The sequence below is a fragment of the Sphingopyxis jiangsuensis genome (assembly GCF_016734905.1).
In the GTDB taxonomy this organism is placed as follows: domain Bacteria; phylum Pseudomonadota; class Alphaproteobacteria; order Sphingomonadales; family Sphingomonadaceae; genus Sphingopyxis; species Sphingopyxis jiangsuensis.
Window position 1 is genome coordinate 1201220 of the sequence record NZ_JAERPO010000002.1, and the last position, 24596, is coordinate 1225815.

Below are 24596 nucleotides of genomic sequence, written 5' to 3' on the forward strand. Positions count from 1 at the left end.
GCTATCCTATAAAGGAGGAGGCGAGCGACCCCATCGTCAGCGCCCAGCCGTCGACGAGGACGAAGAGCAGCAGCTTGAAGGGCATCGAGATAATCGTCGGCGACAGCATCATCATGCCGAGCGACATCAGCGCCGACGCGACGATCAGGTCGATGACGAGGAAAGGCAGGAATATCAGAAAGCCGATCTGGAATGCGGTCTTGAGTTCGCTCGTCACGAACGCCGGAAGCAGGATCGAAAAGGGCACGTCGGCGGGATTGGCATAGCTTGGCGCCTTGGCGATCTTGGCGAACATCATCAGGTCGGTCTTGCGCGTCTGTTTCATCATGAAGCCGTGGAGCGCATCGCCCGACCGCGTCACCGCTTCGCCGATGTCGATCTGTTCCTGACCATAGGGTTCGATCGCGACGCGGTTCACCTCGCTGATCACCGGCTGCATGATGAACAGCGACAGGAACAGGCTGAGCCCGACGAGAACCTGGTTCGGCGGCGTCTGTTGCAGCCCGAGCGCGTGGCGCAGGATCGAGAGCACGATGATGATACGCGTGAAGCTCGTCATCATGAGGAGCAGCGACGGCAGCACCGTCAACAGGCTCATCAGGACGAGGATCTGGAGCGACAGGCTCAGCGGCCGACCGTCGCCGCCGATGTCGGCGACCGCGCGATTGAGGCCGTCGGCCGTCTGTGCATAGGCGGCGGGCGCCGCGAGCAGCAGTGCGGCGGCGCCGACGAGCGCGGTGCCGCGGATCGCCGTCTTGACGTCAATCGACATGGAAGTCGCCCTCGCTATTGTCGGCGAGGCGCGTGATGCCGTTGCGCGACACCGCGAGCAGAATCTGCTGCCCCGCAAATTCGACGACCGCGAGCTTGGATCCCGGACCGAGCGGCAGCACGCCGATCATCTCGACCGGGCGTCCCTGCTTGGTGGCGCCGCCCAGCGGCACGCCCATCTGGACACGCTTCCACAGCCACAGGCTGCCCCATGCGAGCGCGCCGACGAGCGGCAGCAGGATCAGGAGGCGCAGGAAATATTCGAGCATCAACCCCTCCGCTCGAGCCCGGCGAAGCCGCGATCGGGCGCGACGACTTCGGCAACCTGAATGCCATAGCGGCCGTCAACGCTGACGATCTCGCCCTTCGCGATCAGCGTGCCATTGGCATAGATGTCGAGCAGGTCGGTCGCCGCGCGATCGAGCTCGACGACGCTGCCCTCGCCGAGCGCGAGCAGTTCCGCGAGCGTCATCGACGTCGATCCGACCTCGACCGATACGCGCAGCGAAACGCCGGCGAGCAGGTCGAAATTGGGCGACGCGGCAATATCCTTGTTGTCGCGGCGATCGCGGCGGACCGCCGCGGGGGCTTCACTCATGTCAGTCATGGTCCGGTCCTTCTTCGATATGGTCGATCATGATGGCGGCGTTGCCGTTGGCCTCGCCGATGCTGCCGGTGGCGAAACGGCGCCCGGCGACGGTCACCGGTACGTTGCGCGGCATCGAGAGCGGGATGATGTCACCGACTTCGAGTGCGAGCAGCTTGACGAGGCTGATTTCCGGGCGGGCAAGCACCGATCGTACCGGCAGGCGCACGCCGCGCAATGCGCGGTTCAGCGTTGCGCTCCATACAGGATCGACCGCGCTTTCGGGCGCGGTCGGGACGGGCTCGGCGCCCGCGATACCGCGCAGCGCCGCGAGCGGATAGGCGCAGGTGATCGTGCGATTGTCGAAGGGGGCGCCGCGCAGCGTGAAGCGCTGGACGATCATTTCGTCGTCGCCGCGGACCGCCGCCAGCTTGGCGGGGTTGCCGGTGACGCAGTCGAGTTCGGGCTCGAGAAACAGCTTGTCGCGCCACGCTGCGGCCAGTTGCAACCCCATGTCGCGGCCGAGCCGTGCCGCAAAGCGCTCCTCGGCATCGGTCAATTCCTCGCGTTCGGCCGCGAGTTTGCCCTTGCCGCCATAGAATATGTCGACGAGTTGCAGGATCGTCGGGCGCGCCATGGCGAGCAGGACAGGGCCTTTCAGCGGCGGCGCGTGATAGCGCCAGAAGATTGCCGGCGCCGCATCCTTGCTCCAGTCCGAAAATTCCACCTGGTCGGTGCCCGCGCGCTCGACCTGCACGCTCGGCGCGCCGAGCGCACGCACAAGGTCGCGCAGGCTGCGCGCGAATTGCGTCGCCACCGCGTCGAGCGCCGGAAAGGCATAATTGCCCTCGGCACGGCGCAGCAGCAGCGACGCCTTGGCGTCACTTTCGGCCGTACCGGCTGCCTTCGGCGCGCCAGCTTTGACCGCCTTCAGGGATTTTGTGTCGGTCGTCACTGGATCACCAGGTTCGTGAAATAAACATTGTCGATACCCCCAAATCCCTCCTTCTCGCGCAGCACATCGTTGATCGCGGCGGTCAGCTGACGCTGCAGCCGTTGCTTTCCTTGCGATGTGGCGAGAAGCGCCGGGTCCTGTTCGGCGAGCACCATAAGCACAACCGAACGGATCGGCACAGCCTGTCGTTTGATATTGTTGATGACCTTGCCGTCATAAAATGTCGAAAGGCTGATTCCGATCTGCAGAAAGCCCGAACCGTCGGCCAGATTCGTCGTGAAGCTGTCGCCCATCGGGTAATAGGTGATTTCATATTTGCGCGGATCGACCTTGAAGCGGTCGTTGGGCACCGACACCGTTCCGACCTTCAGCGGCACGTCCTTGTCGTCGCTTGCGGCGGCGGGTTCTTCGGCCTTGGTGCTGCGCAGGACGAGCTTCGGGAAATGATCCTCGGGCTTGGCTTCATGCGCCGATAGCGCGCCGAAATAGACGCCCGCACCCGCACCCGCGCCGATCAGGACGATGGCGCCGAGGCCGATGACCAGCAGCTTTTTCATTTTCCCGCCCTTCTTGGGTGCGACTTCGGTCTTTTCCTTGCTCATGATCGGGTCCTTCCGGTTCAGGCAAAGCGTCCGCGGCGGTCCGCGGCGCGCTTGTCGTCGCGCGCTTCGGCGCGATCGGTGGCGGTTTCGATTAGATGGGCGGGATCGGCGGTCGCGGCGCGGCCCTGTCCCTGCTGCGACTGGCGTCCGGCGTCGCCATGGGTGCAAGTGACATCGGCACCGGTCACGCGAACGCCCTGCTGGCGCAGGTCTTCGACCAGCCGGCCTTGCGCGGCGGTTACGATGGTCGCGGTGGCTTCATGCTGGGTTTCGAGCTTGAGCGATACCCCGTCGCCCTCCATCCGCATCGCGACGTCAAGGCGGCCGAGGTGGCGCGGCATCAGGCGAAAGCTGATGTCGCCTTCGTCCGACTTGGTCGCGACGATGTCGCGCGCGAGCTGCTCGATCCAGACATCGTCGCTCGTCATGTCGAGGATGCGGTCGGCGACGGGGCCGGCGGCGACATTGTTCGGCGCGCCTGGAACCGGCGCCGCTTCGGGACGGTGCAGCAGCACGGCCATCGACGGGGCGTCGTTGACTTGCGGCGCGGGGCGGCTGCGGTCGCTGGCGGCCGCCAACACGGCGGACATCGGCGACGCATGATCGGCAGCCTTGGCGCTCGCCGGAAGCACCGGCGTGGCATTCTGGCGGTTGGCCGCACGCGCTTCGTCGGCCGTGGCACCCTTCGCCGGCGTGCGCGCACCGGCGGGCGCCGGCAGCTGCGTGCCGCTCGTCGCGACATCCTTCGTTTTTGCGGGGGCTGCTTCGTTCGCTTTGGTCGCGCCGTTGGTCGTTGCCGCAATCGTGAGGGGAACGTCTGCCCTATCAGGCGCGACTTCCGCATCGACATCGGGAGCGGAAGCGACGGGGGGCGTTTCGATTGCCTCGCCGTCCGTCGGCGACACCGCGTCGCCTGCAAGCTGCTGGCCCTTCGCGACCGTGCCGTCGGCGTCGATGCCGGTCGCGTTTTTCGTCGCCTTGCCGGCATGGGCCTTCAGCAGGTTTTCGACCGCCTTTGTCGCGGCAGCGCCGGGTGCAATGGCGGGCGCAGGCGTGCCATCCGGTAAGGGGGCTGCGGGAACGCCGACCTCGTCGGCACCCCGATCGAAGTCGACTTCGATATCGACGATTGCCGGGGCTGAGCCCTCGAACTGGGGTTCGCCAGCCGGAGCTGAAACGGGCGCGGCCGCAAGCGCGGTAGGCAGAGCCGCTGGCAGAGCGGATGCGCCATTGGCGGGAAGGCCCGCGACGGGCAACGCTGCGAGCAGGCGGTCGAAGCCGCCCTGCGCTTCGCCGCCTGCCGCAACAGGAAAGGCGCCGCCGAGGAGCGCGGCAATTCCCTGCGCACCCGGCCGCTGTCCCGAAAGCGGGTTGGAATTCGCCATCATGCCGCGCCCCCGTCGATCAGGCGCAGGCTCATCGCGCGGCGGCGGTGCGGGCGGTTGGCGTCATTGCGTCGTTCATGCTCGGCTTCGGCCGACTTGCGGCTGCGCTCGTAAAGGCGAACCGCCGATTCTTCCTTGATCATCGCCGACTGGGCGAGCGCCCCCATCTGGTCGCGGCGCTCGCTCGCGCTGTGGAGCGGCGCGCTGAGATTCTCCTGCGCAAGGTCGAGCCGCATCCCGAGCTCGCCGACCGAGTTGAGCGCGCGACCGGCGACGGCGCCTTTTGCAACCGCCAGGTCGACGCGCAGCGCTTCGAGCCGCTTGCCCAGCTCGACGAGGTTCGCAAGCTCGCCGTTGGCGCGCGCAAAATTGGCTTCCGCCATCTGATGTTCGACGGATCGCACGCGGATGATGCGTTTGCGGCGTGCGGTGCGGGCGTTCATGCGGAATATCCTTCGATAAGCGATTGGCGGGAGGTTGCGAAATCGACCTGCGCCCCGGCGGGCTGGGTCACGAATGCGAGCTGGTCGGTGTGGCGCCCGATGGCAGTGTCGAGGACGGGATCGCCCCCTGCGACATAGGCACCCATCAGCATGAGGTCGCGGTTCTCTTCATAGGCCGACCAGAGTCGACGAAAGTTCGCGGCGGCGGCGGCATGCTCGGGATCGACCGAATCGGCCATCGTGCGCGAAAGCGAGCGCGCGACGTCGATCGCGGGATAGACGCCCTGTTCGGCAAGCTGGCGCGAGAGGATAATATGGCCGTCGACAATCGCGCGCGCGCTGTCGACGACGGGGTCGTCGATGTCGCCGCCATCGGCGAGCACGGTATATAGCGCGGTGATCGACCCGCCGGTGGCATTGTCGTTGCCCGCGCGCTCGACGAGCGAAGGAATGAGCGCGAAGACCGACGGCGGATAGCCCTTCATCGTCGGCGGCTCGCCCAGCGTCAGCCCGATTTCGCGCTGCGCATGCGCGACGCGCGTCAGGCTGTCGATCAGCAGCAGCACCTTCTTGCCTTCCTGCCGGAAGGCTTCGGCGATGGCGGTCGCGCGCATTGCGGCGCGCAGCCGCAGCAGCGGTGGGTGGTCGGCAGGCACCGCGACGACGACCGATTTCTTGCGGACGGCGGGCGGCAGCTTGGTTTCGACGAAATCGCTTACTTCGCGGCTGCGCTCGCCGATCAGCCCGACGACGATGACATCGCATTCGGTTCCGGCGATCATCTGGCCCATCAGTACCGACTTGCCGACGCCCGAGCCCGCGATGATCGCGACGCGCTGGCCCTCCCCGACGGTGAGCAGGCCGTTGATCGCGCGCACGCCCATGTTGAGCGGCTTTGTCACACGGCCGCGGCGCAGCGGATTGACCTTGCGGCCGGCGAGCGGCCATTGGAACTGCGACTTGACCGGCGGGCGCCCGTCGAGCGGATTTCCCTGCGCGTCGATGATCCGTCCGAGCAGCGCCTTGCCGACCGCGACCATGCTGCTCGCGCCGTGCGGCTCGACCGGCGCGCCGGTGACGAGCGGCTTGTTGGTGTCGAAGGGCAGGACAAGGCTCCGGTGACCGCGAAAGCCGACGACCTCGCCATAAACATAGTCATTGTCGGCCGACTTGATCCGGACATTGCTGCCGAGCGGCTGCGGAAAGCCCGACACTTCGAGCATGATGCCCTCGTGCGCGACGAGCGTACCGATCCGTCGCGGCGAGGCGTGCGTCAGCTCGATGGGGCCGAGCAGTTGCTGGGCGGTCATGGCAAGGCGGCGGGTCATGCGCCCATTCCTTCGCTGCCGAGCGCCGCGCGCAATTCGCCGAGATAAACGGCGCGGCCATGTTCGATCCAGCCTGCGGAGGTTTCGATCCGTACCGTTCCGCGCATCATCGCGGGGTCGACCTGCACCGGCAGCGAGAGGGCGCAATCGACGAGCAGCGCGGCGTCCTCGGGATGGACCCACAAGGTGCGCGCCTTGTCGGCATCTGCAACCAGCGCGGCGGCGACGTCGGCCTGTTCCTTGAGCCACGCGGCATCGATCGGCGCCGTTTCGACGATCTGGCGGACCAGCCGTTCGACCGTTTCGGCGATCAGCTGCGCGAGCTCTTCGCTCGGCTCGTCCTGCAGCGCTTCGGCGCTGGCGAGCAATGCGAGCAGTTGGTGGCGTTCGACCGAAAAGGCGGCTTCGGCGATGCGTTGCCCTTCGGCCAGGCCACGCGCGAAGGGATCGTCGCCTTCGTCGATGTCCGGCTCGATCGGCATGGGCGGCGCTTCGCCGACGGGGCGTGCGAAATGGAGCGGACGAAATCCGCCGGTCCGCGCCATCGCGTCGGCAAGCGTCACCGTCGAATATCCGGCTTCGGAGGCGCGGTCAGATATAATCATCGCCGGCCCCCGCGATCATGATCTCGCCCGACGCGGCCATCTGGCGGACGATCTGCATGATCGCCTTTTGCGCTTCATCGACATCGACGCGCTTGACCATCGTCATTTCGGCCATTTCGTCGCGGATCGTTTCGGACGCGCGCTGCGACATCGTCGACAGGCAGAGGTCGACCATATCTTCCTCGGTGCCCTTGAGGGCGATCGCGAGCTGCGCCGCATCGACGGCGCGCAGCACGGTGCCGAGGCTCTTCTTGTCGAGATCGCGCAGATTTTCGAAGATGAACATCTCTTCCTCGATGATCTGGGCGAGCGCCTTGTCGTGCTTTTTGAGCGCGCGGATCGTGCGTTCGGACAATTGCTTCGGCATCATCTTCATGATCTTGGCGACATCGCTCGGGCCGCCGATCGCCTGCTTGGCGACGCGCTGGCCATCGGCATTGGCGCTGCTGAGCACCGCCTCCAGATCTTCGATCGCGGCTGCCGGAACCGACGTCAGCTGCGCGGCGCGCAGCACCAGGTCGGCCTGCTTCACCTCGTCGAGCGTTTCGATGGCGCGCGCGGCGATATCGGGGACGAGGACCGACAGGATCAGCGCGCCGACCTGCGGATGCTCGCTTTCGAGCAGCGCGCTGATCGCATCGACGTCCATCCAGCGCAGCATTTCGAGCGACGCAGCGCTCGACTGCGGCGCGACGGCGGCGAGGATATTGTCGGCGCGGACATTGCCGACCGCCTGGTTGATCACCGTGCGGATGCGCGTGTCGGCTCCAATGGCGAGCGCGCTGACATTGCGGCTGCTGAGCACGAACTGGTCGAGGGCCTGACCGATCTGATGCTCGCTGGCATTGGCCGTGTCGAACATCGACTTGGCAAGGCTGCGCACCTCTTCGGGATCAAGATGCTTCAGGATCGTCGCCGCTTCGCTTTCGTCGAGCAGCATCAGCAGGATGGCTGCGGCGGCAGAGCCGTCGATCGGCGGCTTGATGTGGACGGGCGGCGGGGCGTTGTCGACGGCGTCAGCCACGGGCACCCTCCTGCATCAGCTGGCGGACGACAAGCGCGGCGCGCGCCGAATCCTGGCGGACGAAGGCGCGCACCAGATTGGCCCGGTCCTCATAGCTTGGCGCGGCTTCGATCATCTCGAGCGTGATCGCTCCGTTTGCGGCATCGGACCCGAGCGCGGGGCGCGCCTCGGTCGCGGCGAGAAGCGATTCTTCAAGTTCGGCGTTGCGCTCGGCACGTTCGGCCGCGCGGTTCTTGGCAGCGCGGATCAGCGGGCGACCGATGAACAGGAAGGCTAGCAGGGCGGCGAGGATCGCGCCCGCCTGCGTGACGACCGGCATGAACCAAGGTTCGTCATAGATGGCGGGGGCTTCCTCTTCGATCTTCACAAAGGGGCGTTGGCTGATCGCGACCATGTCGCCGCGTGCGGCATCGAAACCGATCGCGCCTTTCACCAGCCCGTCGATCTTGGTCATGTCGGCTTGCGTCAGCGCCTTCTTGCCCTGATTGAGCGCGACTGCGACCGAAACACGGCGAAGCCGGCCCTGCGGCTGGTGGGTGACCGAAATCTCGCGGCCGACTTCATAGGCGCGCGCCGAATTCTCATTGCTTTGCGTCTCGGTCGCGACCGCGGCCGCGGCCGGTTCGGGCGCGGCGGCGGCGATCGTGGTTGCCTGCGGCGGCTGGTTTGCGAGCGCGCCGGGAATTCCGACCGCGGGCGGGGTGCCCTGACCGCTGATCTGGCGCGAAATTTCCTCGCTGCGCAGCGCGCGATCGTTCTCGGGGAAGCTTTCGCGCGTCGCCTGGCTTTCGGACATGTCGACGTCGGCGTGGACCTCGACCGTATAATTGCCGGCGCCGAGCATCGGGCCGAGCAAGGTGTCGAGCGCGCGGCGGAAGCGGTCCTCGACTTGCGTCTGGAGCTGGAACGCCTTCATGTCGCTGCTCGTCGCGGTGTCGGAGAGCAAGGCGCCGCGCTGATCGATCACCGACACCTGATCGGCATTCATTCCCGGCACCGACGAGGCGACAAGAAAGCGGATGGCCTGCACCTGACCGTCGGACAGGCTGCGGCCGTTCATCAGCGTGAGCATGACCGACGCGGTCGCCGGCTTGTCCTCGCGGACGAACAGGCTCGGTTCGGCGGCGGCGATGTGGACGCGGGCATTTCTGACGGCGTCGATCGTTTCGATCGTGCGCGAGAGATCGGCCTCGCGCGCCGAGCGCAGCGTTTCGCCCTCGATCGCGCGGCTCGAACCCATCGGCAGCGCCGCGATCAGGCTGTCGCCGCTCGGCTGCGCCTTGGGAAGGCCCTGACCGGCCAGCGCGATGCGTGCCTGGTGGAGCTTGTCGGCATCGACGGTCAGCGCGCCGGTGGCGGGGTCGATGCTGTGCGCAATTCCGGCGCCCTGCAGCGCGTCGGCGACGGCGGCCTTGTCGCTGTCCTCGAGCCCTGCAAACAGCTGGGTCTGCGGCGCCGACTGCGTCATGAACCAGGCGAGCGCCGCGATGCCGATTGCGGTCGAGGTGGCGATGGCGGGCAGCGCGCGCTGGACCGCCGGCTGACGGGCGAACTGGGCGAACGGCGCGAAGCGGTCGCCCAGCGCGGGGGCGGGCAGGCGGTTCGCGGTCGAAGGATCGATCGGGCTGAGGGCTTGGGTTTCGGCCATGGATTACACCGGCATGTTCATGATGTCGCGATAGGCGGACAAAAGCTTGTTGCGGACTTGCAGCGTCGTTTCGAAACCGAGCGATGCTTTCTGGCGCTCGATCATCACGCTGACGATGTCGTGCGTGTCGCCGCGCTCATAGGCTTCGCTAAGCTCGCTTGCCTTGGTCTGCTGGGCGTTGACCTGCTGGAGCGCGGAGGAAATCGCCGCTCCGAAATCGGCCGTGCCTTCTGCGCCTTCTGCGCCGCCCACGCCGCCGCGACCCGCGGCGCGTTGCAGCGCCTGGTTCTGATTGAGGATCGAACTGCGCATCTGCATCAGTCGGCTCGTATCGATCGTGCTCATTGGCTTTCATCCGTCCTTTGCGCGGCCATGCGCCGCACGCCAAACAGGAATGCAAAGGTCATGCCAACATTATAAACATCGGAAAAACATATACTTATATCGGTAACGTGGCGCGCGTGGAGCGCTTCCGGCGTTTTTTTGACGCCCGGTGCTTAAACCGCGTCGCCGCCCGCCGTTACTGGCTGCGTGAAGCTCGCCGAGCCCATCACATCACGGGAATGGCCTCTGGGCCGGAAAGGAACAACATGACTGTCATCAACACCAATGTGAGCGCGCTCCGCGCCCAGAACAGCTCGCGCGTGGCGAGCCAAATGCAGTCGCAGGCGATGGAACGCCTGTCGAGCGGCAAGCGCATCAACAGCGCGAAGGACGACGCTGCCGGCCTCGCCATCGCCACCCGCATGGACGCAACGGTCCGTGGCTTGAACCAGGCCATCCGCAACGCCAACGACGGCATCTCGCTTGCGCAGACCGCCGAAGGCGCGATGAGCGGCATTTCGGACATTCTCGTCCGTATGCGTGAACTGGCTGTGCAGTCGGCCAACGGCACGAACGGCACGACCGACCGTGCTGCGATGCAGACCGAAGTTACCGCGCTGATCGCCCAGATCGGCGACATTGCGACCCGCACGACGTTCAACGGCAACGTCCTGCTCAACGGCAGCGTTGCCGCGGGCTTCGACATCCAGACCGGAACCGGTTCGGGCCAGGTCGTGAACATCGCCATCGCCGACCTCCAGGCGACGGCACTCGGCGTCAACGCGCTCGACATTTCGACCGCCGGCGGCGCTTCGGGCGCGCTTGCCACGCTCGACACGGCGATCCAGACGGTTGCGACGCAGCGCGCCAACCTCGGTGCCCAGCAGAGCCGTCTCGATGCGGCTGTCGACAATTTGACGTCGACTGTCACCAATCTGTCGGAATCGAAGTCGCGCATCGAAGACGCCGATTTCTCGGCTGAATCGACGAAGCTTGCTGCGGCCGGCATCCTGTCGCAGGCCTCGACCGCGATGCTTGCCCAGGCGAACCAGAGCCAGCAGGGCGTGATGAACCTGCTCCGCTAAGCGCAGGGTATAAAATTGGGGCTATATTGGTTGGTCCCTTTAATAGCCTGATCCGACGCCCCGGCCCCCGCAGCCGGGGCGTCTTCTTTTTGCGGGGGGGGGGCTGGCTGGAGCAGCCTCCTGCGTAAGCTGGAAAACAAACCCTCAATGAAAATCCCGCGACTTGGGCAGGATGCGGACGTTGCGGGGGTGGCCGTGGCGCTGCGCATATTCGCCTTCCGAACGTCCGCGCGGCGGTTGCGGGTGTTTGACCTCGTCGGCGCGGCAAAGGTCGGGGTCGAAGCGGCGGTCGCTGCCGAGCGCGTCGAGCATCGCGGTGCGGTCGACGATCCGCGACGCCATCAGGTGGATGACGCCCTCCTTGCTCCGCTGCACCTCGCCCTCGGCGAGCATCAGCCGCGACGCCATTACGGCGCGGCGATAGCGTTCGAAATGGCGCGCCCATAAGAGGATGTTGACGATCCCGCCCTCGTCCTCGATCGTGATGAAGATCGCATTGCCCTTGCCCGGCCGCTGGCGGATCAGCACGACGCCCGCGGTGCGGACGATCGAGCCGTTTTTCGCTGCCGCGACTTCGGCGGCGCTCAGCACGCCTTCGCGTTTGAAATCGCGCCGCAGAAACGTCATCGGATGTCCCTTCAACGACAGCCGCGTCGTCTGATAGTCGGTGAGCACCTGCTCGACCGCTGGCGTCGGCGGCAGCGCCGCATCCTCCTCGGCCCCCAGCTCGTCCGCCCCCGCCGCACCGAACAGCGGCAGCACGCCTTGCCGCACGCGCCGCGCGTCCCAGAGCGCGGGGCGGCGGTCGAGCCCCATCGACCGGCACGCATCGGCATCGGCGAGCAGACGCAGCGCACGCGACGGCAGGTCGGCGCGCCGCGCAAGTTCCTCGACCGAGGCAAAGTTTGTCGTGCGCGCAAGTACGATCGCGTCGGCCCAAGCCTCGCGAAAGCCGTCGATCTGCCGAAAGCCGAGCCGCAGCGCGAGGCGGCCGTCCTCGCGCCGCTCGAGGCTGTTGTCCCATGTGCTGGCGTTGACATCGACCGCGCGCACCTCGACGCCATGCTCGCGCGCGTCGCGGACAAGCTGGGCGGGGGCATAGAAGCCCATCGGCTGCGAATTGAGCAAGCCGCAGGTGAAGACCGCGGAGTGATGGCATTTCAGCCACGAGGAAACATAGACGAGCTTGGCAAAGGACTGGGCATGGCTTTCGGGAAAACCATAGCTGCCGAACCCCTTGATTTGATTGTAGCAACGTTCGGCGAAAGCGCGCTCATAGCCCCGCCCGACCATCCCTTCGATCATCTTGTCTTGATATTCGGGGATTGTCCCGACGTTCCGAAAAGTCGCCATCGCTCGTCGAAGCCCATTTGCTTCATCGGGAGAAAAGCCCGCTGCCGTAATGGCAAGTTTCATCGCCTGTTCCTGAAACAGCGGCACCCCGAATGTCTTGCCGAGAATATCTTCCAGCTCATTGGCTCCGCCTCCCGAACGTAAGGGGAGTTCAGCCTCTTCCTCCTTGTTGCGGCGGCGGAGATAGGGATGAACCATGTCCCCTTCGATCGGCCCGGGACGGACGATCGCGACCTGAATCACAAGATCATAAAATTCGCGCGGCCTGAGGCGCGGCAGCATGTTGATCTGCGCGCGGCTTTCGACCTGGAACACACCGATGCTGTCGCCTTCGCACAGCATGTCGTAAACGACCGGATCTTCCGGCGGGATCGATTTCAGATCGTGATCGCCCAGATTGTGCAGGCGCATCAGGTCGAAACATTTGCGGATGCAGGTCAGCATTCCGAGCGCGAGGACATCGACCTTCATCAGTTTCAGCGCGTCGATATCGTCCTTGTCCCATTCGATGAAGGTCCGGTTCTCCATCGCGGCATTGTGGATCGGTACCGTCTCGTCGAGCCGGTCTTCGGTCAGAACATAGCCGCCGACATGCTGCGACAGGTGGCGGGGGAAGGTCAGCAATTGGCTGACGATCCATTGCAGCCGCGCAATGTCATGCTGCGCGGGGTCGAGCCCCGCTTCGACGAAACGCTCGATCGGCATCTCGCTGCCCCAGCTTCCCCAGCTCGTGTCGGCGAGCCGCGCGGTCACATCCTCGCTGAAGCCGAGCGCCTTGCCGACCTCGCGCACCGCGCTGCGCGGCCGGTAATGGATCACCGTCGCGGCGATTCCCGCGCGCCGCCGCGTGTAGCGGCGATAGATATATTGCATCACCTCCTCGCGCCGCTCATGCTCGAAATCGACGTCGATATCGGGCGGCTCGCGCCGCTGTTCGGACAGGAAGCGCGTGAACAGCAGATTGTTCGCGACCGGGTCGATCGAGGTGATTTCGAGCAGGTAGCAGACGAGCGAATTGGCGGCCGAGCCGCGCCCCTGACAGAGGATGGGCGGGTCCTGTGTTCGCGCGAAATTGACGATGTCGTGGACGGTCAGGAAATAGCAGGCGAAATTGCATTTGCGGATGAGCGTCAGTTCCTCGTCGAGCACCTCGCGCCAGCGCCGCGGCAATCCGTCCGGATGCAGCTTCTTTGCCGCCTCCATCACCATATGTTCGAGCCAGCCCTGCGGGTCCCAGCCCGCGGGAACCGGCTCGTGCGGATATTCATAGGCAAGATCGGTGAGCGCGAAGGAGATGCGGTCGAGGATTTTCAGGCTTTCATCGACCGCTTCGGGGCGGTCGCGGAACAGGCGCCGCATTTCCTGCGGCGATTTCAAATGACGCTCGCCATTGGCGCGGAGCAGGCGCCCTGCATCGCCCAGATTGGTGCCTTCGCGGATGCAGGTGACGACATCGTGCAGCGGGCGCTGCGCGCGCGTCGCATAGAGCGCATCGTTGGTCGCGAGCAGCGGAATGCCGACCCGGTCCGCCAGCGCTTGCAGCCCGGCGAGGCGGCGGCGGTCGCTTCCGCTTCGCGGCATCGTTGCGCCAAGCCAAAGCGCCCCCGGCGCGGCGGCGGCGAGGCGGTGCAGGACCGCTTCGTCCGCCGCGCCGGCCATCGCGACGAGCAGCAAATCCTCGCAATGAACGAGCAGATTCTTGAGCTTCATCACGCAATTGCCCTTGGTCGTCCGGCGGTTGCCGAGGGTCAGCATGCGCGTCAGCCGACCCCAGCCGCGCCGCGTCGCCGGATAGGCGATGATGTCGGGGGTGCCGTCGTCGAACACCAGCCGCGCGCCGACGACGAGTTTGAAGGGCGGTAGCTCGATCCCGCTTTCGGCGGCCTTCTTGCGCAACTTACGCAACCCGATCAAGGCGCGCACCACCCCCGCGACGCTGTTGCGGTCGGCGATGCCGATGCCTGCCATGCCGAGCGCCATCGCCTGTGCCACCATGTCGGCAGGGTGCGAGGCGCCGCGCAGAAAGCTGTAGTTGGTCGCCGCGACCAGCTCGGCAAAAAGGGGGGCGTCTTCCCCGCTCATGCGAACAGCCCGTGGATATACCAGCGCGGGTCGGGCTTCTCGTCATAAAGGCCGTGACGGAAGAGCCAGAAGCGGCGGCCCTGCGCGTCCTCGACGCGGTAATAGTCGCGCGTCAGGCCCGCATTGTCGCGGCGGCGCCACCATTCGGCGGCGATGCGCTCGGGGCCTTCGTAACGGCGCACCGCGTGCATCGCACGGCGCCAGCGGAAACGGTGCGGCGGGCCGTCGGGGACTTCGGCGATCACCTCGATCGGTTGCGGCGGGTCAAAGAGGTGGAAGGGGCGCGCCGGCGGTTCGCCGGGCTCGGGCGCGGGCCAGGGCATCGGCGGCGGCGCGGTGATCGCGGGGAGCGCGAGCTGCGCCTGCTCGGGGATATGCGTATCCTCGGCGCGTAGTCGCTGCACGCGCCTGCGCCCCAGCCGCGTCGTCATCCGGTCGACCAGCTCGTTCATCGCCCCGTCCTCGATCGACTTGCGCACTTCGCCCCCCTCGAGCTTCAATTGCGTCGCGCCGAGCGGGTCGAGGCGCGGGACGGCAAAGCGGATCATGTCGAAACCGAAGCCGGGATCGAGCGGGTCGGTCAGGCTGTCCATCCGCTCGGCAAAGAGGCGCATCACCAGCCCCGCGTCGCGCGTCGGATGGCCCGTCTCGACATCGATGCTTCGCGCAAGGCCGTCGCTGCGAAAGAAGGTCGCGCGGAAATGCCGCCCGCCCTTGCCGCGCTCGCCGAGCTCTTCAATGGCTTCGGCGGCAAGCTCGGCGAGGACCTTGGTCGCATGCGCGGTGCTGCCGAGCGGCTCGGCGAAGCGGCGCTCGACCGCGATCGGGGGTAAGGCGATGCGCGGATCGAGCGGGCTCGGCGCGTCGCCGAGGATGCGCCGGAGCGCCGTCGTCGCATCGCCTCCGAAGCGCGCTGCGATATTCGCCATCGGGCGACCGGCAAGGTCGCCGATGCTTTTCAGTCCCGCGCGGACGAGCGCGGTCGTCGCTTCGGGGGCGAGTTCGAGCGCGGCGACGGGCAGGCGGCGAACCGCCGCCGCTTCGTCGGGCGCCGGGCGCGTCTGGTAGCGTGCGAGCGCGCGCGCCGCGTCGGCGGTCGGGCCGAAGGCGTGGCGCACGCTCATGCCGAGCCGCGCCAGTCGCATCTCGGCATCGGCGACGAGACCGGCTTCGTCCCCGAAAAGATGTTCAGCCCCTGCAATGTCGAGGATCAGCCCGTCGGGGGCATCGAGCGCGACGAGCGGCGTGTAGCGGTTGCAGCCTAATGCGAGCCGGTCGAGCCAGGCATGATCGGCAATCGGGTCGTGGGCGACGGTGAGCAGTTCGGGAACGCGCGCGCGCGCGTTGGCGAGCGGCATGCCGACAGCCAGCCCGGCTGCCTGCGCGGCTGCGTCGATGTGCGCGATGCGCAGCGCGCCGCGTATCTTCTCGACAAAGACGAGCGGAGCGTCAGGCGGCTGCGGCGCCGTGCGGACGAGCCGCTCGGCGGGCAGGTAGGGGAAGAACAGCGCGAGATAGCGCCGGCTCCCCGAAGGCATGTTCGTCATGTTTCCAGTCCAGTCGCCAGCGTCCGCCCGCAGGGCCGGCGCGCCAGCGCAAGAGTTCGAGGTCGAAGGCGGGCGCGCCGGGGGCATCGGCCGCGAGCGCGCGCGACGGTGCGGCGGCGACGCTCCAGCGCGTTTCGGCGATGCTCGGTGCGGGAAGGGCATTGAGGCGCAGCATCAACAAAGTGGTACCCGCATCGCGTGCGCCGAGCGCGAGGCGCCGTCCTGCGGTCAGGTCGAGCAGCGGGAAGCGCCCCCAGCTTTCGACGATGACCGCCGCCGATCCGGTGCAGCGCGCGGCATCGTTCGCGCAGGCGAGCAGCATCTTGGCATCGGGAACCTCGACGATCAGCAGCCGGTCGGGGCTGCCGCCAAGCTCGGCGATCCCCGGCGCATAGATGTGCCCGATGCGGCGCGCGGCGTCGGCAGTGCGCAGCCAGATGAGCGGTGCGTGCGCGTCGCTTCGCAGCGCGAGCAGCGCGGCGAAGGCCGCGGCGCTCGTCGCATCGAGCGCGTCGGCGGCAAAAAATTCATGCGTCTTGCCCTTTGCCAGCCCGCCCCCGAGCGCGGCGTCGAATCCCGCATGGCCGCTCGTCAGCCGGGCTTCGGCCGGGAGGCTCGCGGGACCGCCGCTGGCGGCCAGCCGGGCGACACGTTTCCGCAGCCCGGCGAGAGAAGGGGACGACTCGCGCATCATTTGTTCCTGATATGTTCTATAAGCGCGCCAAGGGCGTCGCTTGTCAAGCGGAGTCAGGAGAAACGAAGATGCTGCGGCGCAGCTTTGCCGGCCGCTGCCTCAGGTGTCGGCTGGAGCAGCGGCGACCGACTGGCGTTCGACGAGAATCGACGGCAACACCGGGCTTTCGTCACTCGCGACCTTCGCGCCGAAACCGAGGAAATCGGGCACCAGCGTGCGTGCCGCGCGCGATCCCATTTCGCGGATCGGCCAGCGCACCGTCGTCAGTGCGGGCCAGATATGCGTCGCGGTCGGGCTGTCGTCGAAACCAATGATCGATAATTGGCCGGGCACCGCGATGCCCTTGCCGTGCGCGATGCCCATCACCCCGGCGGCCATTTCGTCGTTCGAGCAGAAAATGGCGGTCGGCGGCGACGCGAGTGCGAGCAGCGCTTCGCCCGCCTCGACCCCCGAGGCATAACGATAATTGCCGCGCGCATGATAGGCGTCGGGAAGTTCGAGCCCCGCCTCGGCCAGCGCCTCCATGAACCCCTTTTCGCGCTCGGCGGCCGAGCGGAAGCCCGCAGGACCGCGCACGAAACCGATACGGCGATGCCCGCGCGCGATCAGCCCGCGCACCGCTTCGGCAACCACCTCGCGGTCGTTCGACGACACGCAATGGCGCGCATCGTCGAGCAGCGCCGAACCGACGCGGACATAGCGGACGCCCAGATTTTCGCAGAGCGCGGCAAGATCGTCATTTTCCGAGATCGGCGGCAACAGCATCGCGCCGATCGGCCGCTGCTTTTCAAGGAAGACGCGGACATCGTCGAGCATCTTGTCCGACCCGCGATCGACCGGGCGAACGAGCAGCGCAAGATCGCTGTCCTTGATCGCGTCGAGCACGCCCTGCTGAAAATTGAGCACGGTCTGCGCATTCGGATTGTCGTGGAGCAGTGCGATCAGGAAGTTGCGGCGAAAGGCGAGCGCGCGCGCCTGCGGATTGGGAACGAAGCCCAATTGCTCGATCGCCTGCTCGACCGCGCGGCGCGTCTTTTCGGTCAGAAACTCGGACCGGTTGATGACGCGGCTGACAGTCTTTTTCGACACTCCCGCGAGCGCCGCCACATCGTTGATTGTCGGCTGTTTGCCCCCCGGCCCCTTGCCCTGTGCCGCCATAAACGCATCTTCCCTTTTTGAGGCCAGGATTATTGTGCCCAAGCCCCTGTTGCGCCTGTGATGGGCGCTCGGCGCGGCGAAATCAACCGCGACCATTCCCTGTCCGGCGATATTTGATACCGGTGTCGGGGGCCGCGCGCCGCATCAAGGCGACCAAGATTATTGACACCGGTTACCAAAATGACTAATTTGCCGCAAAACCCATCAAAGGAACCGGATCATGAAAATTGCGCTGATCACCGAGAACAGCCAGGCCGCCAAGAACAGCGTCATCCACGAAGCCCTGACCGCGGTCGCCGAACCGCTGGGCCATGAAGTGTTCAACTATGGCATGTATTCGGCCGAGGACAGCGCATCGCTGACCTATGTGATGAACGGCCTGCTCACCGGCATCCTGCTCAATTCGAAGGCGGCGGACTTCGTCGTCACCGGCTGCGGCACCGGCATGGGATCGATGCTCGCCTGCAATTCGATGCCCGGCGTCTTCTGCGGCCTCGTGATCGATCCGACCGACGCCTTCCTCTTTGCCCAGATCAACGACGGCAACGCGATTTCGATGCCCTATGCCAAGGGTTTCGGCTGGGCCGCCGAGCTCAACCTTCAGGATTGCTATCGCAAGTTGTTCGACGGCGAATCGGGCCTTGGCTATCCGAAAGAGCGCGCTGAAATCATGCGCAAGAACCGCGGCATCCTGAAGGATCTGAAGGCCGCATCGTGCAACGACATGCTGAACGTGCTCAAGAATGTCGATCAGGACCTGCTTCGCGCCGCGATCGCGGGCGAGCGCTTCGCCGACTATTTCTACGCCAATTCGCAGGACGAAGCGATCAGCGACTATCTGAAGAGCGTGTCGGCGGAGGCGGCGCTCGCCTGATATGACGATTCCCTTCGATCTTACGGGCCGCGTCGCGCTCGTCACCGGCGCCAACACCGGCATCGGTCAGGGCATCGCGCTCGCGCTTGCAGCGGCGGGGGCCGATGTCGCCGCCGCGGGCCGTTCGCCCGCGACCGAGACGGTGGACAAGGTCCGCGCACTCGGCCGCAAGGCCGAGAATTTCAAGGCCGACCTGTCGGGCGTCGCGGCGGTGCAGCCGCTCGTCGACGCGGTAATCGCCGAATTCGGGCGCATCGACATCCTCGTCAACAATGCCGGCATCATCCGCCGCGCCGACGCGGTCGATTTCACCGAGGAAGATTGGGATGCGGTGATGGACACCAATCTCAAGACGCTTTTCTTCCTTTGCCAGTCGGTCGGGCGCCACATGATTTCGCGGGGAAGCGGCAAGATCATCAACATCGCATCGATGCTCACCTTTCAGGGCGGCATCCGCGTGCCGAGCTATACGGCGTCGAAGTCGGGCGTCGGCGGACTGACCAAGCTGCTCGCCAACGAATGGGCGGCGAAGGGCATTCAGGTCAACGCGATCGCGCCGGGTTATATCGCGACGAACAACACTGCCGCGCTGCAGGCCGACGAAACACGCAACCGCCAGATCATGGAGCGTATCCCGGCGGGGCGCTGGGGCGATCCTGCCGACATCGGCGGCGCGGCGGTCTTCCTCGCGTCGAAGGCGTCCGATTATGTGCAGGGCCATATCCTCGCGGTCGACGGCGGTTGGCTCGCGCGCTAGCATCGACCGGCTCGGCGCTACAGCAGAACAATAAAGGGCCGACCGCGTCGGCAAACGGGAGTTGGGATGGGCAGGCTGGTCTTTTTCGGCGAATTGCTGATCCGCTTGACCGCGCCCGGCAATGAATTGCTGATGCAGTCGCCCGTGCTCGACCTGCATGTCGGCGGGGCCGAGGCGAATGTCGCGATCGGCCTCGCGCATCTCGGCCATGACTGCGCGATGGTCGGCAAGGTTCCTTCCAATGCTCTGGGTCGCGGAGCAGCGGCGGCGGTGCGCGGCGCAGGCGTCGATTGCACCGCCGTCACTACTGGCCCCGGGCGCATGGGGCTCTATTTCCTCAGCGTTGGCGCCGGCCTTCGTTCCTCCGAAATCGTCTATGACCGCGCAGGGTCGAGCTTCGCGGCGAGCGGGGCCGGGGATTATGACTGGGAAACACTGCTCTCTGGCGCAGGGCTGCTGCACCTGTCGGGGATCACCCCGGCGCTCGGGCCGCGCTCGGCCGATGCGGCACTGGCGGCGGCACGCGCGGCAAAGCGTCTGGGCGTGCCGGTCAGCTTCGACGGCAATTACCGCGCGATGCTGTGGGAGGCGTGGGACAGCGACCCGCGCGCCATCCTGTCCGAACTCATCGGCAGCGCCGACATATTGTTCGGCAACCACCGCGACCTGTCGCTCGTGCTGGGCCAGGAATTCAGCGGCGACGGCGAGGACCGGCGGCGCGAGGCGGCGGAGGCGGGCTTTGCCGCTTTCCCGTCGCTGCGGCTCATCGCTTCGACCGCGCGTCATACGGTGACCGCCGACCATCACCGCATCGCGGCACGCGTCGACCTGAGGGACAGCGCGCATCAGACGGGCGAGATCGATGTCACCGGCATCGTCGACCGCATTGGCGCGGGCGACGCCTTCGCCGCGGGCGTGCTCCACGCGCATCTTGCGGGCGGCGACGCCGAGGCGATGGCGAAAAGCGGGCTTGCGCTCACCTGCCTCAAACATTCGCTTCCCGGCGATGCCAGCCGCTTCGGACAGGGCGATATCGACGCCTTTCACGGTGGCGGGCTCGATGTCCGGCGCTAGGCCGACGCGCCGCGCGCTGCTCGCGGCTGGGGCCGTGGCCGCGTTTGCCCCGCCGCTATTCGCTCGCACGGCGCCGCGGGTCGCGGCGTTTAAGGGCATTCGCTACGCAACCGCCGAACGCTTTGCGGCGCCGGTCGCGCTGCTCGACAACCGCAAGGCGCTCGGCGCCTTCGGTCCCGCCTGCCCGCAGCGCGGGGGCCAGTATCAGCCGCAGTCGGAAGACTGTCTTTTCCTCAACATCTGGACGCCGTCGACCGAGGCACGCGCCAGGCGTCCCGTCATGGTCTATTTCCACGGCGGCGCCTATTCGGCCGGCAGCGTGACCGATCCGATCAACGACGGTGCGGCGCTCGCGGCGCGCGGCGATGTCGTCGTCGTCACGGTCAACCACCGGCTGAACGCGCTGGGTTATCTCTATTTGCTCGGCCGCTACCCCGACAGCGGCAATGCCGGGCAGCTCGACCTGATCGCCGCGCTCCAATGGGTGCAGCGCAATATCGCGGCCTATGGCGGCGATCCGGCCAATGTCACCGTCTTCGGCCAGTCGGGCGGCGGCGCGAAAATCGCGACCCTGATGGCGATGCCTGCCGCCGAAGGGCTGTTCCACAAGGCGATCACGATGAGCGGGCAGCAGGTGACGGCGTCGGGGCCGCTCAACGCAGCGAAGCGCGCCGAGGCCTTCCTTGCAAGGCTGGGCGCGGGCGTCGATCCCGCGACGGCTCCCGTCGAGGCGCTCGTCGACGCGCTCGACGCCACCGATCCGGTGCTCGGCGGGGGCGTCTATATGGGCCCGGTACTCGATATGAAGCACCTCATGCGCCACCCCTTCTGGCCCGACGCCGCGCCGCAGTCGCGCGCCATCCCGATGCTGCTCGGCAATACGGTGCTGGAAACGCGCGCCTTCTATGCCCCCGACGGAAAGCAGCTTGCGGGGCTGGACTTTGCCAATCTCGCCGAGCGGATCGCGCCCGAGATGCGCATCGACATTCATCCCGAGTGGGTGGTGAAGCAATTTCGGGCGCGCTATCCCGATTCGCCGCCGCCCGAACTCTTTCACCGCATCGTCACCGCCGCGCGAAGCTGGCGCGGGCAGGTCGAGGAGGCCGAGGCGCGGGCCCAGGCTGGCGTGCCCGCTTTCGTCTATCAGCTCGATTTCGAGGATGCGAAGCACACCGACGATATCGGTTTCGCTTTCGGGACCACCCCCGATGCGAGCCCCGCGCAGCGGGCGATGAGCGACCGGATGATGGACGCCTTTGTCCGTTTCGCGCGTACGGGCGATCCGGGCTGGCCCGCCTATGAGCTGGACCGGCGCGCGACGATGATCTTCGATACGGTCAGCCGCGTCGAAAGCGACCCGCGCCGCTGGGAGCGCGAATTGTTCGCGCGCGTGCCCTATATCCAGCCGGGAACGTAAAAGGCCGTCATTGCGAGGAGCCGAAGGCGACGAAGCAATCTCCAGCCATCGGCCTTGTGCGAGATCGATAACTGGAGATTACTCCCCCCGGCTTTCGCCGGGATCGCAATGACAACGCCTAGACGACCCCCTGCGACCCCAACCAGTTCCACAGCAATTCGGGCCAGGTGGCGACCGGTAGCCCCGCGGTCTTCATCAGGCCAAAGCCATGTTCGCCGCGCGCAAACCAGTGCGCCTCGACCGATGCGCCGACCGCGCGCGTTGCCTGATGCAATCGCAGGCTGTTCTCGATCTTCACCACGCTGTCGTCCTCGGCGTGGAGCAACCACAGCGGCGGCTGGTCGGCGCGCGCATTGCGGTCGGGCGAATAAAGGCGCGTGCGCGCGGCATCGGGCGCGGGGCCGAGTAGCTTCTCGCGGCTTCCGGGGTGCGCGACCTCCGCATCCATCGACACGACCGGATAGATGGCGGCGAGCGTATCGGGGCGCGCGGAAAGACCGTCGGCGGCGTCCACCGCCTCATAAACCGCCGCATCGAACCGCGTGAGCAGGCTCGTCGCGACATGGCCGCCCGCCGAAAAGCCGCCGAAGGCGACGCGCGCCGGGTCGATCCCGTCGGTTTGTGCGCGGCTGCGCGCCAGCCGCACCGCGCGCTGTGCGTCGGCGAGCGGGACGTCGGATCCGTTCGCCCAGCCATCGCCGGGCAGTCGATAGAAAAGAACGTAAACCGTGACCCCGCGCGCGGTCAGCCAGCGGGCAAGCTCATACCCTTCCTTGTCGACAACGACATAGCGATAGCCGCCGCCGGGCGCGAGGATGACCGCCGCGCCATTGGGCTTTGCCGGGCGGAAAATGTCGAGCCGCGGGCGCGTGATATGCTCGAGCATGCGGTCGCTTGCTTGCGGGTCGTCGCTGCGCTGGACGGTCCGTTCGACAAGCCCCGCGGGCGGCGTCAGATGCCCGTCGGGCCATAGGGCGATGCTCGCATCGGGCGTGAGCCCGGCAGGCCGGGTCCAGGCCTCGCGCGCCGCGGCGCTGGCGAAAGGCAGGGCGAGGCTGCCCGCGAGCAGCGCGCGGCGCCCGACCGTCATGGCGCAGGCTTTTCGTTCGGATAGGCAATGATCAGAACCAGCGGCTCGCTTCCGGTCTGGCGAATGCCGACATTGGCGCCCTTGTAGAGCCACGCCGCCATCCCGCCTTTCAGTTCGGCCTCCTCGCCGTCGGAGTGGACGATGCCGGTCCCCGACACGACATAATAGATTTCGTCGTGCGAAATCGGGTGGATGCCGATTGCAGCGCCGACGTGCAGCGCACGCTTGCGAAATTCGAAGCTGCGCGGCGCCGGCACATGGTCGCTGATCCGCCATGCGGTCGACATGCCGATCGCGCCATGCGGCGGGGCCTCTTGCCGCACCGTTTCGCCTTCGTCGATCACCACCATCGCCGGGGCGCCCACAGCGCCGAGCAGCAAGGCGGCGAGCGCGCTCATTGCGCCTGCCCGCGCGAGGCGCGGTCGCGCGCCGACAGATGCTCCTGCGGCAGCGGTGCGGTCTGCGCCGGATAGCGTCCCGATTTCGGTTCCATCGTCGCGAGATCCCATTCGGCCTCGACGAAGGGCGCGCGGACCGGCTCCTTGACCTCAGGATAGGCGCTGACTTCGCGTTCGTCGTCGATCACCTTGCCGCGCCCTTCGGCGACGAAGAACAACACGCGGATCTCTTCAGGGTCGCGTGCCCAAGGCCGCGCGCCGGCGGTTGCGAGCACCGAGGTTTCGACCGCGCGCGACGGCAGGATACGATAGCCCGTGGTTGGCGCGAGCGGCGCCTTGGCGCGGATCAGCTTTGCCTCGGTTTCTCCGTAGCGCCCGAATTCGGGCAGCGGCTTGCCGTGGCGATCAACGTGGAGATTGTCCTTGCCATAATATTCGAGGTCGCCGTCGCCGCCGAGCATCAGGAAGGGCAGCCCCTCGTCGGTGTCGTTGCCACCGCGCATCACATTGCCGACCGCGGTGATCTGCCCCGTCACATAGTCGTGCCCGACCCATTCGAGATTCATCAGGTTGTACTGCACCGCTCGGTGCTGCGGGTTGTAGATGAGGTTGTTGATCATCAGCGCCTGGCCGCCGCCCTTGATCAGCGGGTTGCGCTCGACATTATGCGCCCAGACGTTGCGGTAAAAGACGATACCCGTCGCATTGTCGTGAATCAGCGATCCCTTGCTGTGCTCGCCCTTCGGATGGCTCGCATCGGCGAGGCCTTCGGCGGCAAGGTTGTTCGAAAAAGTGATGTTGTGGCTCGTGCCCTTGCGCCATTCATCGACAGTATTGCCGGTGAAGCGCGGACCCGACGCCGACATATTTTCGTCGATCGCCCACAGGAAGGTGCAATGGTCGACGATGACATTGTGCGCGGCGACCGTCGAAAAGGCGTCGGCCTCCCACCCGCTGCGCTTCGGCTGACCATCGACCCCGGTATAGACGCGCAGGTGGCGCAGGATGACATCGTGCGTTCTGACGTCGATGCCGGTGCGGATCAGTGTGATGCCGGGTCCGGGTGCAGTCTGTCCGGCGATCGTCAGATAGGGATGTTTGATCTCGAGCGATTCGCGGCCCATGTCGATGACGCCGCCAACCTCGAACACCACGATGCGCGGTCCGGGCGTATCGATCGCGGCCTTGAGCGATCCCGGGCCGTCGGGCGCGAGCGTCGTCACCCGGATGATCTGCCCGCCCCGTCCGCCGGGAGTGGTGGCGGCGGGGCCGACCGCACCGGGGAAGGCTGTCGCGGCGACATCGGCTGCGGCTGTCTGGGCTGCGCCAGAGGGCACAACGCACGCGAGGAAAAGCGCGGCCAGCCAAGGTTTTTTGAGCATCCTGTCCATCCTTT

24 protein-coding genes are annotated in these 24596 nt (G+C 66.5%); 5 read left to right on the plus strand and 19 right to left on the minus strand.

Translation table 11 applies throughout. The features are described 5' to 3' along the window. Window position 1: 1 nt before the first annotated feature. From fliP to fliE, 12 genes are read right to left on the minus strand one after another with little or no spacing between them, the layout of a single operon-like run. Window positions 2-772 (minus strand): flagellar type III secretion system pore protein FliP, encoded by a 771-nt coding sequence (gene fliP, locus JI743_RS12500; RefSeq protein WP_201928622.1) that lies wholly within the window; start codon window positions 770-772, stop codon window positions 2-4. Continuing rightward, window positions 762-1040 (minus strand): flagellar biosynthetic protein FliO, encoded by a 279-nt coding sequence (locus JI743_RS12505; RefSeq protein WP_201928623.1) that lies wholly within the window; start codon window positions 1038-1040, stop codon window positions 762-764. The genes fliP and JI743_RS12505 overlap by 11 nt, the downstream gene beginning before the upstream one ends. After that, on the minus strand, window positions 1040-1378 hold the full coding sequence (fliN, locus tag JI743_RS12510) for a flagellar motor switch protein FliN (protein WP_201928624.1): 339 nt from the start codon (window positions 1376-1378) through the stop codon (window positions 1040-1042). The genes JI743_RS12505 and fliN overlap by 1 nt, the downstream gene beginning before the upstream one ends. Next, on the minus strand, window positions 1371-2312 hold the full coding sequence (locus tag JI743_RS12515; RefSeq protein WP_201928625.1) for a flagellar motor switch protein FliM: 942 nt from the start codon (window positions 2310-2312) through the stop codon (window positions 1371-1373). The genes fliN and JI743_RS12515 overlap by 8 nt, the downstream gene beginning before the upstream one ends. Next, window positions 2309-2914: a flagellar basal body-associated FliL family protein gene (locus JI743_RS12520; RefSeq protein ID WP_201928626.1), complete on the minus strand. Its 606-nt coding sequence runs from the start codon at window positions 2912-2914 to the stop codon at window positions 2309-2311. Before JI743_RS12520 ends, JI743_RS12515 begins: the two co-directional genes overlap by 4 nt. Before the next feature lie 17 nt (window positions 2915-2931). Beyond that, on the minus strand, window positions 2932-4302 hold the full coding sequence (locus tag JI743_RS12525; protein ID WP_201928627.1) for a flagellar hook-length control protein FliK: 1371 nt from the start codon (window positions 4300-4302) through the stop codon (window positions 2932-2934). Continuing rightward, on the minus strand, window positions 4299-4742 hold the full coding sequence (locus JI743_RS12530; RefSeq protein ID WP_201928628.1) for a hypothetical protein: 444 nt from the start codon (window positions 4740-4742) through the stop codon (window positions 4299-4301). The genes JI743_RS12525 and JI743_RS12530 overlap by 4 nt, the downstream gene beginning before the upstream one ends. Continuing rightward, complete coding sequence (locus tag JI743_RS12535) at window positions 4739-6070, minus strand: FliI/YscN family ATPase (RefSeq protein WP_201928629.1); 1332 nt, start codon at window positions 6068-6070, stop codon at window positions 4739-4741. Before JI743_RS12535 ends, JI743_RS12530 begins: the two co-directional genes overlap by 4 nt. Beyond that, the gene (locus JI743_RS12540) at window positions 6067-6675 is read right to left on the minus strand and encodes a FliH/SctL family protein (protein WP_236659887.1); all 609 of its coding nucleotides are present in this window, start codon (window positions 6673-6675) and stop codon (window positions 6067-6069) included. The genes JI743_RS12535 and JI743_RS12540 overlap by 4 nt, the downstream gene beginning before the upstream one ends. Beyond that, on the minus strand, window positions 6662-7699 hold the full coding sequence (locus JI743_RS15345) for a flagellar motor switch protein FliG (protein WP_227340071.1): 1038 nt from the start codon (window positions 7697-7699) through the stop codon (window positions 6662-6664). The genes JI743_RS12540 and JI743_RS15345 overlap by 14 nt, the downstream gene beginning before the upstream one ends. After that, window positions 7692-9347 (minus strand): flagellar basal-body MS-ring/collar protein FliF, encoded by a 1656-nt coding sequence (gene fliF / locus JI743_RS12550; RefSeq protein WP_201928630.1) that lies wholly within the window; start codon window positions 9345-9347, stop codon window positions 7692-7694. The genes JI743_RS15345 and fliF overlap by 8 nt, the downstream gene beginning before the upstream one ends. A 3-nt stretch (window positions 9348-9350) precedes the next feature. Then, a complete protein-coding gene (gene fliE, locus JI743_RS12555) occupies window positions 9351-9692 on the minus strand; it encodes a flagellar hook-basal body complex protein FliE (protein WP_201928631.1) in 342 nt (113 codons plus the stop codon). 245 nt (window positions 9693-9937) lie between these two features. On the opposite strand from fliE, the gene JI743_RS12560 reads away from it, so the two are divergent. Continuing rightward, complete coding sequence (locus tag JI743_RS12560; RefSeq protein WP_201928632.1) at window positions 9938-10756, plus strand: flagellin N-terminal helical domain-containing protein; 819 nt, start codon at window positions 9938-9940, stop codon at window positions 10754-10756. 144 nt (window positions 10757-10900) lie between these two features. On the opposite strand, the gene JI743_RS12565 is transcribed toward JI743_RS12560, so the two are convergent. The 4 genes from JI743_RS12565 to JI743_RS12580 all read right to left on the minus strand — a co-directional run bounded on the left by JI743_RS12565 (window position 10901) and on the right by JI743_RS12580 (window position 17590). Beyond that, window positions 10901-14191 carry an error-prone DNA polymerase gene (locus JI743_RS12565; protein WP_201928633.1) on the minus strand — a complete coding sequence of 1097 codons (3291 nt, stop codon included), beginning with the start codon at window positions 14189-14191 and terminating at the stop codon, window positions 10901-10903. After that, entirely contained in the window at window positions 14188-15738 is a 1551-nt protein-coding gene (locus JI743_RS12570; RefSeq protein ID WP_201928634.1) for a Y-family DNA polymerase, read from the minus strand. The genes JI743_RS12565 and JI743_RS12570 overlap by 4 nt, the downstream gene beginning before the upstream one ends. Then, entirely contained in the window at window positions 15641-16429 is a 789-nt protein-coding gene (locus tag JI743_RS12575; RefSeq protein WP_201928635.1) for an ImuA family protein, read from the minus strand. Before JI743_RS12575 ends, JI743_RS12570 begins: the two co-directional genes overlap by 98 nt. A 102-nt stretch (window positions 16430-16531) precedes the next feature. Further along, on the minus strand, window positions 16532-17590 hold the full coding sequence (locus tag JI743_RS12580) for a LacI family DNA-binding transcriptional regulator (protein ID WP_201928636.1): 1059 nt from the start codon (window positions 17588-17590) through the stop codon (window positions 16532-16534). Between the two features lie 220 nt (window positions 17591-17810). Between JI743_RS12580 and JI743_RS12585 the strand changes: the two genes are divergently transcribed. The 4 genes from JI743_RS12585 to JI743_RS12600 all read left to right on the plus strand — a co-directional run bounded on the left by JI743_RS12585 (window position 17811) and on the right by JI743_RS12600 (window position 21712). After that, window positions 17811-18464, plus strand: coding sequence for an RpiB/LacA/LacB family sugar-phosphate isomerase (locus JI743_RS12585; RefSeq protein ID WP_201928637.1), 654 nt, complete (start codon window positions 17811-17813; stop codon window positions 18462-18464). A gap of 1 nt (window position 18465) precedes the next feature. After that, window positions 18466-19221: a 2-dehydro-3-deoxy-D-gluconate 5-dehydrogenase KduD gene (kduD, locus tag JI743_RS12590; RefSeq protein ID WP_201928638.1), complete on the plus strand. Its 756-nt coding sequence runs from the start codon at window positions 18466-18468 to the stop codon at window positions 19219-19221. A gap of 66 nt (window positions 19222-19287) precedes the next feature. Next, window positions 19288-20295, plus strand: coding sequence for a sugar kinase (locus tag JI743_RS12595; RefSeq protein WP_201928639.1), 1008 nt, complete (start codon window positions 19288-19290; stop codon window positions 20293-20295). Beyond that, complete coding sequence (locus tag JI743_RS12600; protein WP_201928640.1) at window positions 20282-21712, plus strand: carboxylesterase/lipase family protein; 1431 nt, start codon at window positions 20282-20284, stop codon at window positions 21710-21712. The genes JI743_RS12595 and JI743_RS12600 overlap by 14 nt, the downstream gene beginning before the upstream one ends. Window positions 21713-21830: 118 nt before the next feature. On the opposite strand, the gene JI743_RS12605 is transcribed toward JI743_RS12600, so the two are convergent. The 3 genes from JI743_RS12605 to JI743_RS12615 are packed head-to-tail and all read right to left on the minus strand — an operon-like array spanning window position 21831 to window position 24582. Beyond that, window positions 21831-22802, minus strand: coding sequence for an alpha/beta hydrolase (locus JI743_RS12605; RefSeq protein ID WP_201928641.1), 972 nt, complete (start codon window positions 22800-22802; stop codon window positions 21831-21833). Further along, the gene (locus tag JI743_RS12610; protein WP_201928642.1) at window positions 22799-23200 is read right to left on the minus strand and encodes a cupin domain-containing protein; all 402 of its coding nucleotides are present in this window, start codon (window positions 23198-23200) and stop codon (window positions 22799-22801) included. Before JI743_RS12610 ends, JI743_RS12605 begins: the two co-directional genes overlap by 4 nt. Continuing rightward, complete coding sequence (locus JI743_RS12615; RefSeq protein ID WP_201928643.1) at window positions 23197-24582, minus strand: pectate lyase family protein; 1386 nt, start codon at window positions 24580-24582, stop codon at window positions 23197-23199. Before JI743_RS12615 ends, JI743_RS12610 begins: the two co-directional genes overlap by 4 nt. Window positions 24583-24596 lie beyond the last annotated feature (14 nt).

What these genes read in the sequence shown, in the direction of transcription:
- JI743_RS12565 (WP_201928633.1), bottom strand. Translation starts at nt 14,191, where the DNA reads ATGAGCGGGGAAGACGCCCCCCTTTTTGCCGAGCTGGTCGCGGCGACC.
- fliP (WP_201928622.1), bottom strand. Translation starts at nt 772, where the DNA reads ATGTCGATTGACGTCAAGACGGCGATCCGCGGCACCGCGCTCGTCGGC.
- JI743_RS12505 (WP_201928623.1), bottom strand. Translation starts at nt 1,040, where the DNA reads ATGCTCGAATATTTCCTGCGCCTCCTGATCCTGCTGCCGCTCGTCGGC.
- JI743_RS12520 (WP_201928626.1), bottom strand. Translation starts at nt 2,914, where the DNA reads ATGAGCAAGGAAAAGACCGAAGTCGCACCCAAGAAGGGCGGGAAAATG.
- fliN (WP_201928624.1), bottom strand. Translation starts at nt 1,378, where the DNA reads ATGACTGACATGAGTGAAGCCCCCGCGGCGGTCCGCCGCGATCGCCGC.
- JI743_RS12530 (WP_201928628.1), bottom strand. Translation starts at nt 4,742, where the DNA reads ATGAACGCCCGCACCGCACGCCGCAAACGCATCATCCGCGTGCGATCC.
- JI743_RS12600 (WP_201928640.1), top strand. Translation starts at nt 20,282, where the DNA reads ATGTCCGGCGCTAGGCCGACGCGCCGCGCGCTGCTCGCGGCTGGGGCC.
- JI743_RS12560 (WP_201928632.1), top strand. Translation starts at nt 9,938, where the DNA reads ATGACTGTCATCAACACCAATGTGAGCGCGCTCCGCGCCCAGAACAGC.
- JI743_RS12580 (WP_201928636.1), bottom strand. Translation starts at nt 17,590, where the DNA reads ATGGCGGCACAGGGCAAGGGGCCGGGGGGCAAACAGCCGACAATCAAC.
- fliF (WP_201928630.1), bottom strand. Translation starts at nt 9,347, where the DNA reads ATGGCCGAAACCCAAGCCCTCAGCCCGATCGATCCTTCGACCGCGAAC.
- JI743_RS12570 (WP_201928634.1), bottom strand. Translation starts at nt 15,738, where the DNA reads ATGACGAACATGCCTTCGGGGAGCCGGCGCTATCTCGCGCTGTTCTTC.
- kduD (WP_201928638.1), top strand. Translation starts at nt 18,466, where the DNA reads ATGACGATTCCCTTCGATCTTACGGGCCGCGTCGCGCTCGTCACCGGC.
- JI743_RS12595 (WP_201928639.1), top strand. Translation starts at nt 19,288, where the DNA reads ATGGGCAGGCTGGTCTTTTTCGGCGAATTGCTGATCCGCTTGACCGCG.
- JI743_RS12610 (WP_201928642.1), bottom strand. Translation starts at nt 23,200, where the DNA reads ATGAGCGCGCTCGCCGCCTTGCTGCTCGGCGCTGTGGGCGCCCCGGCG.
- JI743_RS12535 (WP_201928629.1), bottom strand. Translation starts at nt 6,070, where the DNA reads ATGACCCGCCGCCTTGCCATGACCGCCCAGCAACTGCTCGGCCCCATC.
- JI743_RS12540 (WP_236659887.1), bottom strand. Translation starts at nt 6,675, where the DNA reads ATGATTATATCTGACCGCGCCTCCGAAGCCGGATATTCGACGGTGACG.
- fliE (WP_201928631.1), bottom strand. Translation starts at nt 9,692, where the DNA reads ATGAGCACGATCGATACGAGCCGACTGATGCAGATGCGCAGTTCGATC.
- JI743_RS12605 (WP_201928641.1), bottom strand. Translation starts at nt 22,802, where the DNA reads ATGACGGTCGGGCGCCGCGCGCTGCTCGCGGGCAGCCTCGCCCTGCCT.
- JI743_RS12615 (WP_201928643.1), bottom strand. Translation starts at nt 24,582, where the DNA reads ATGCTCAAAAAACCTTGGCTGGCCGCGCTTTTCCTCGCGTGCGTTGTG.
- JI743_RS12575 (WP_201928635.1), bottom strand. Translation starts at nt 16,429, where the DNA reads ATGCGCGAGTCGTCCCCTTCTCTCGCCGGGCTGCGGAAACGTGTCGCC.
- JI743_RS12525 (WP_201928627.1), bottom strand. Translation starts at nt 4,302, where the DNA reads ATGATGGCGAATTCCAACCCGCTTTCGGGACAGCGGCCGGGTGCGCAG.
- JI743_RS12585 (WP_201928637.1), top strand. Translation starts at nt 17,811, where the DNA reads ATGAAAATTGCGCTGATCACCGAGAACAGCCAGGCCGCCAAGAACAGC.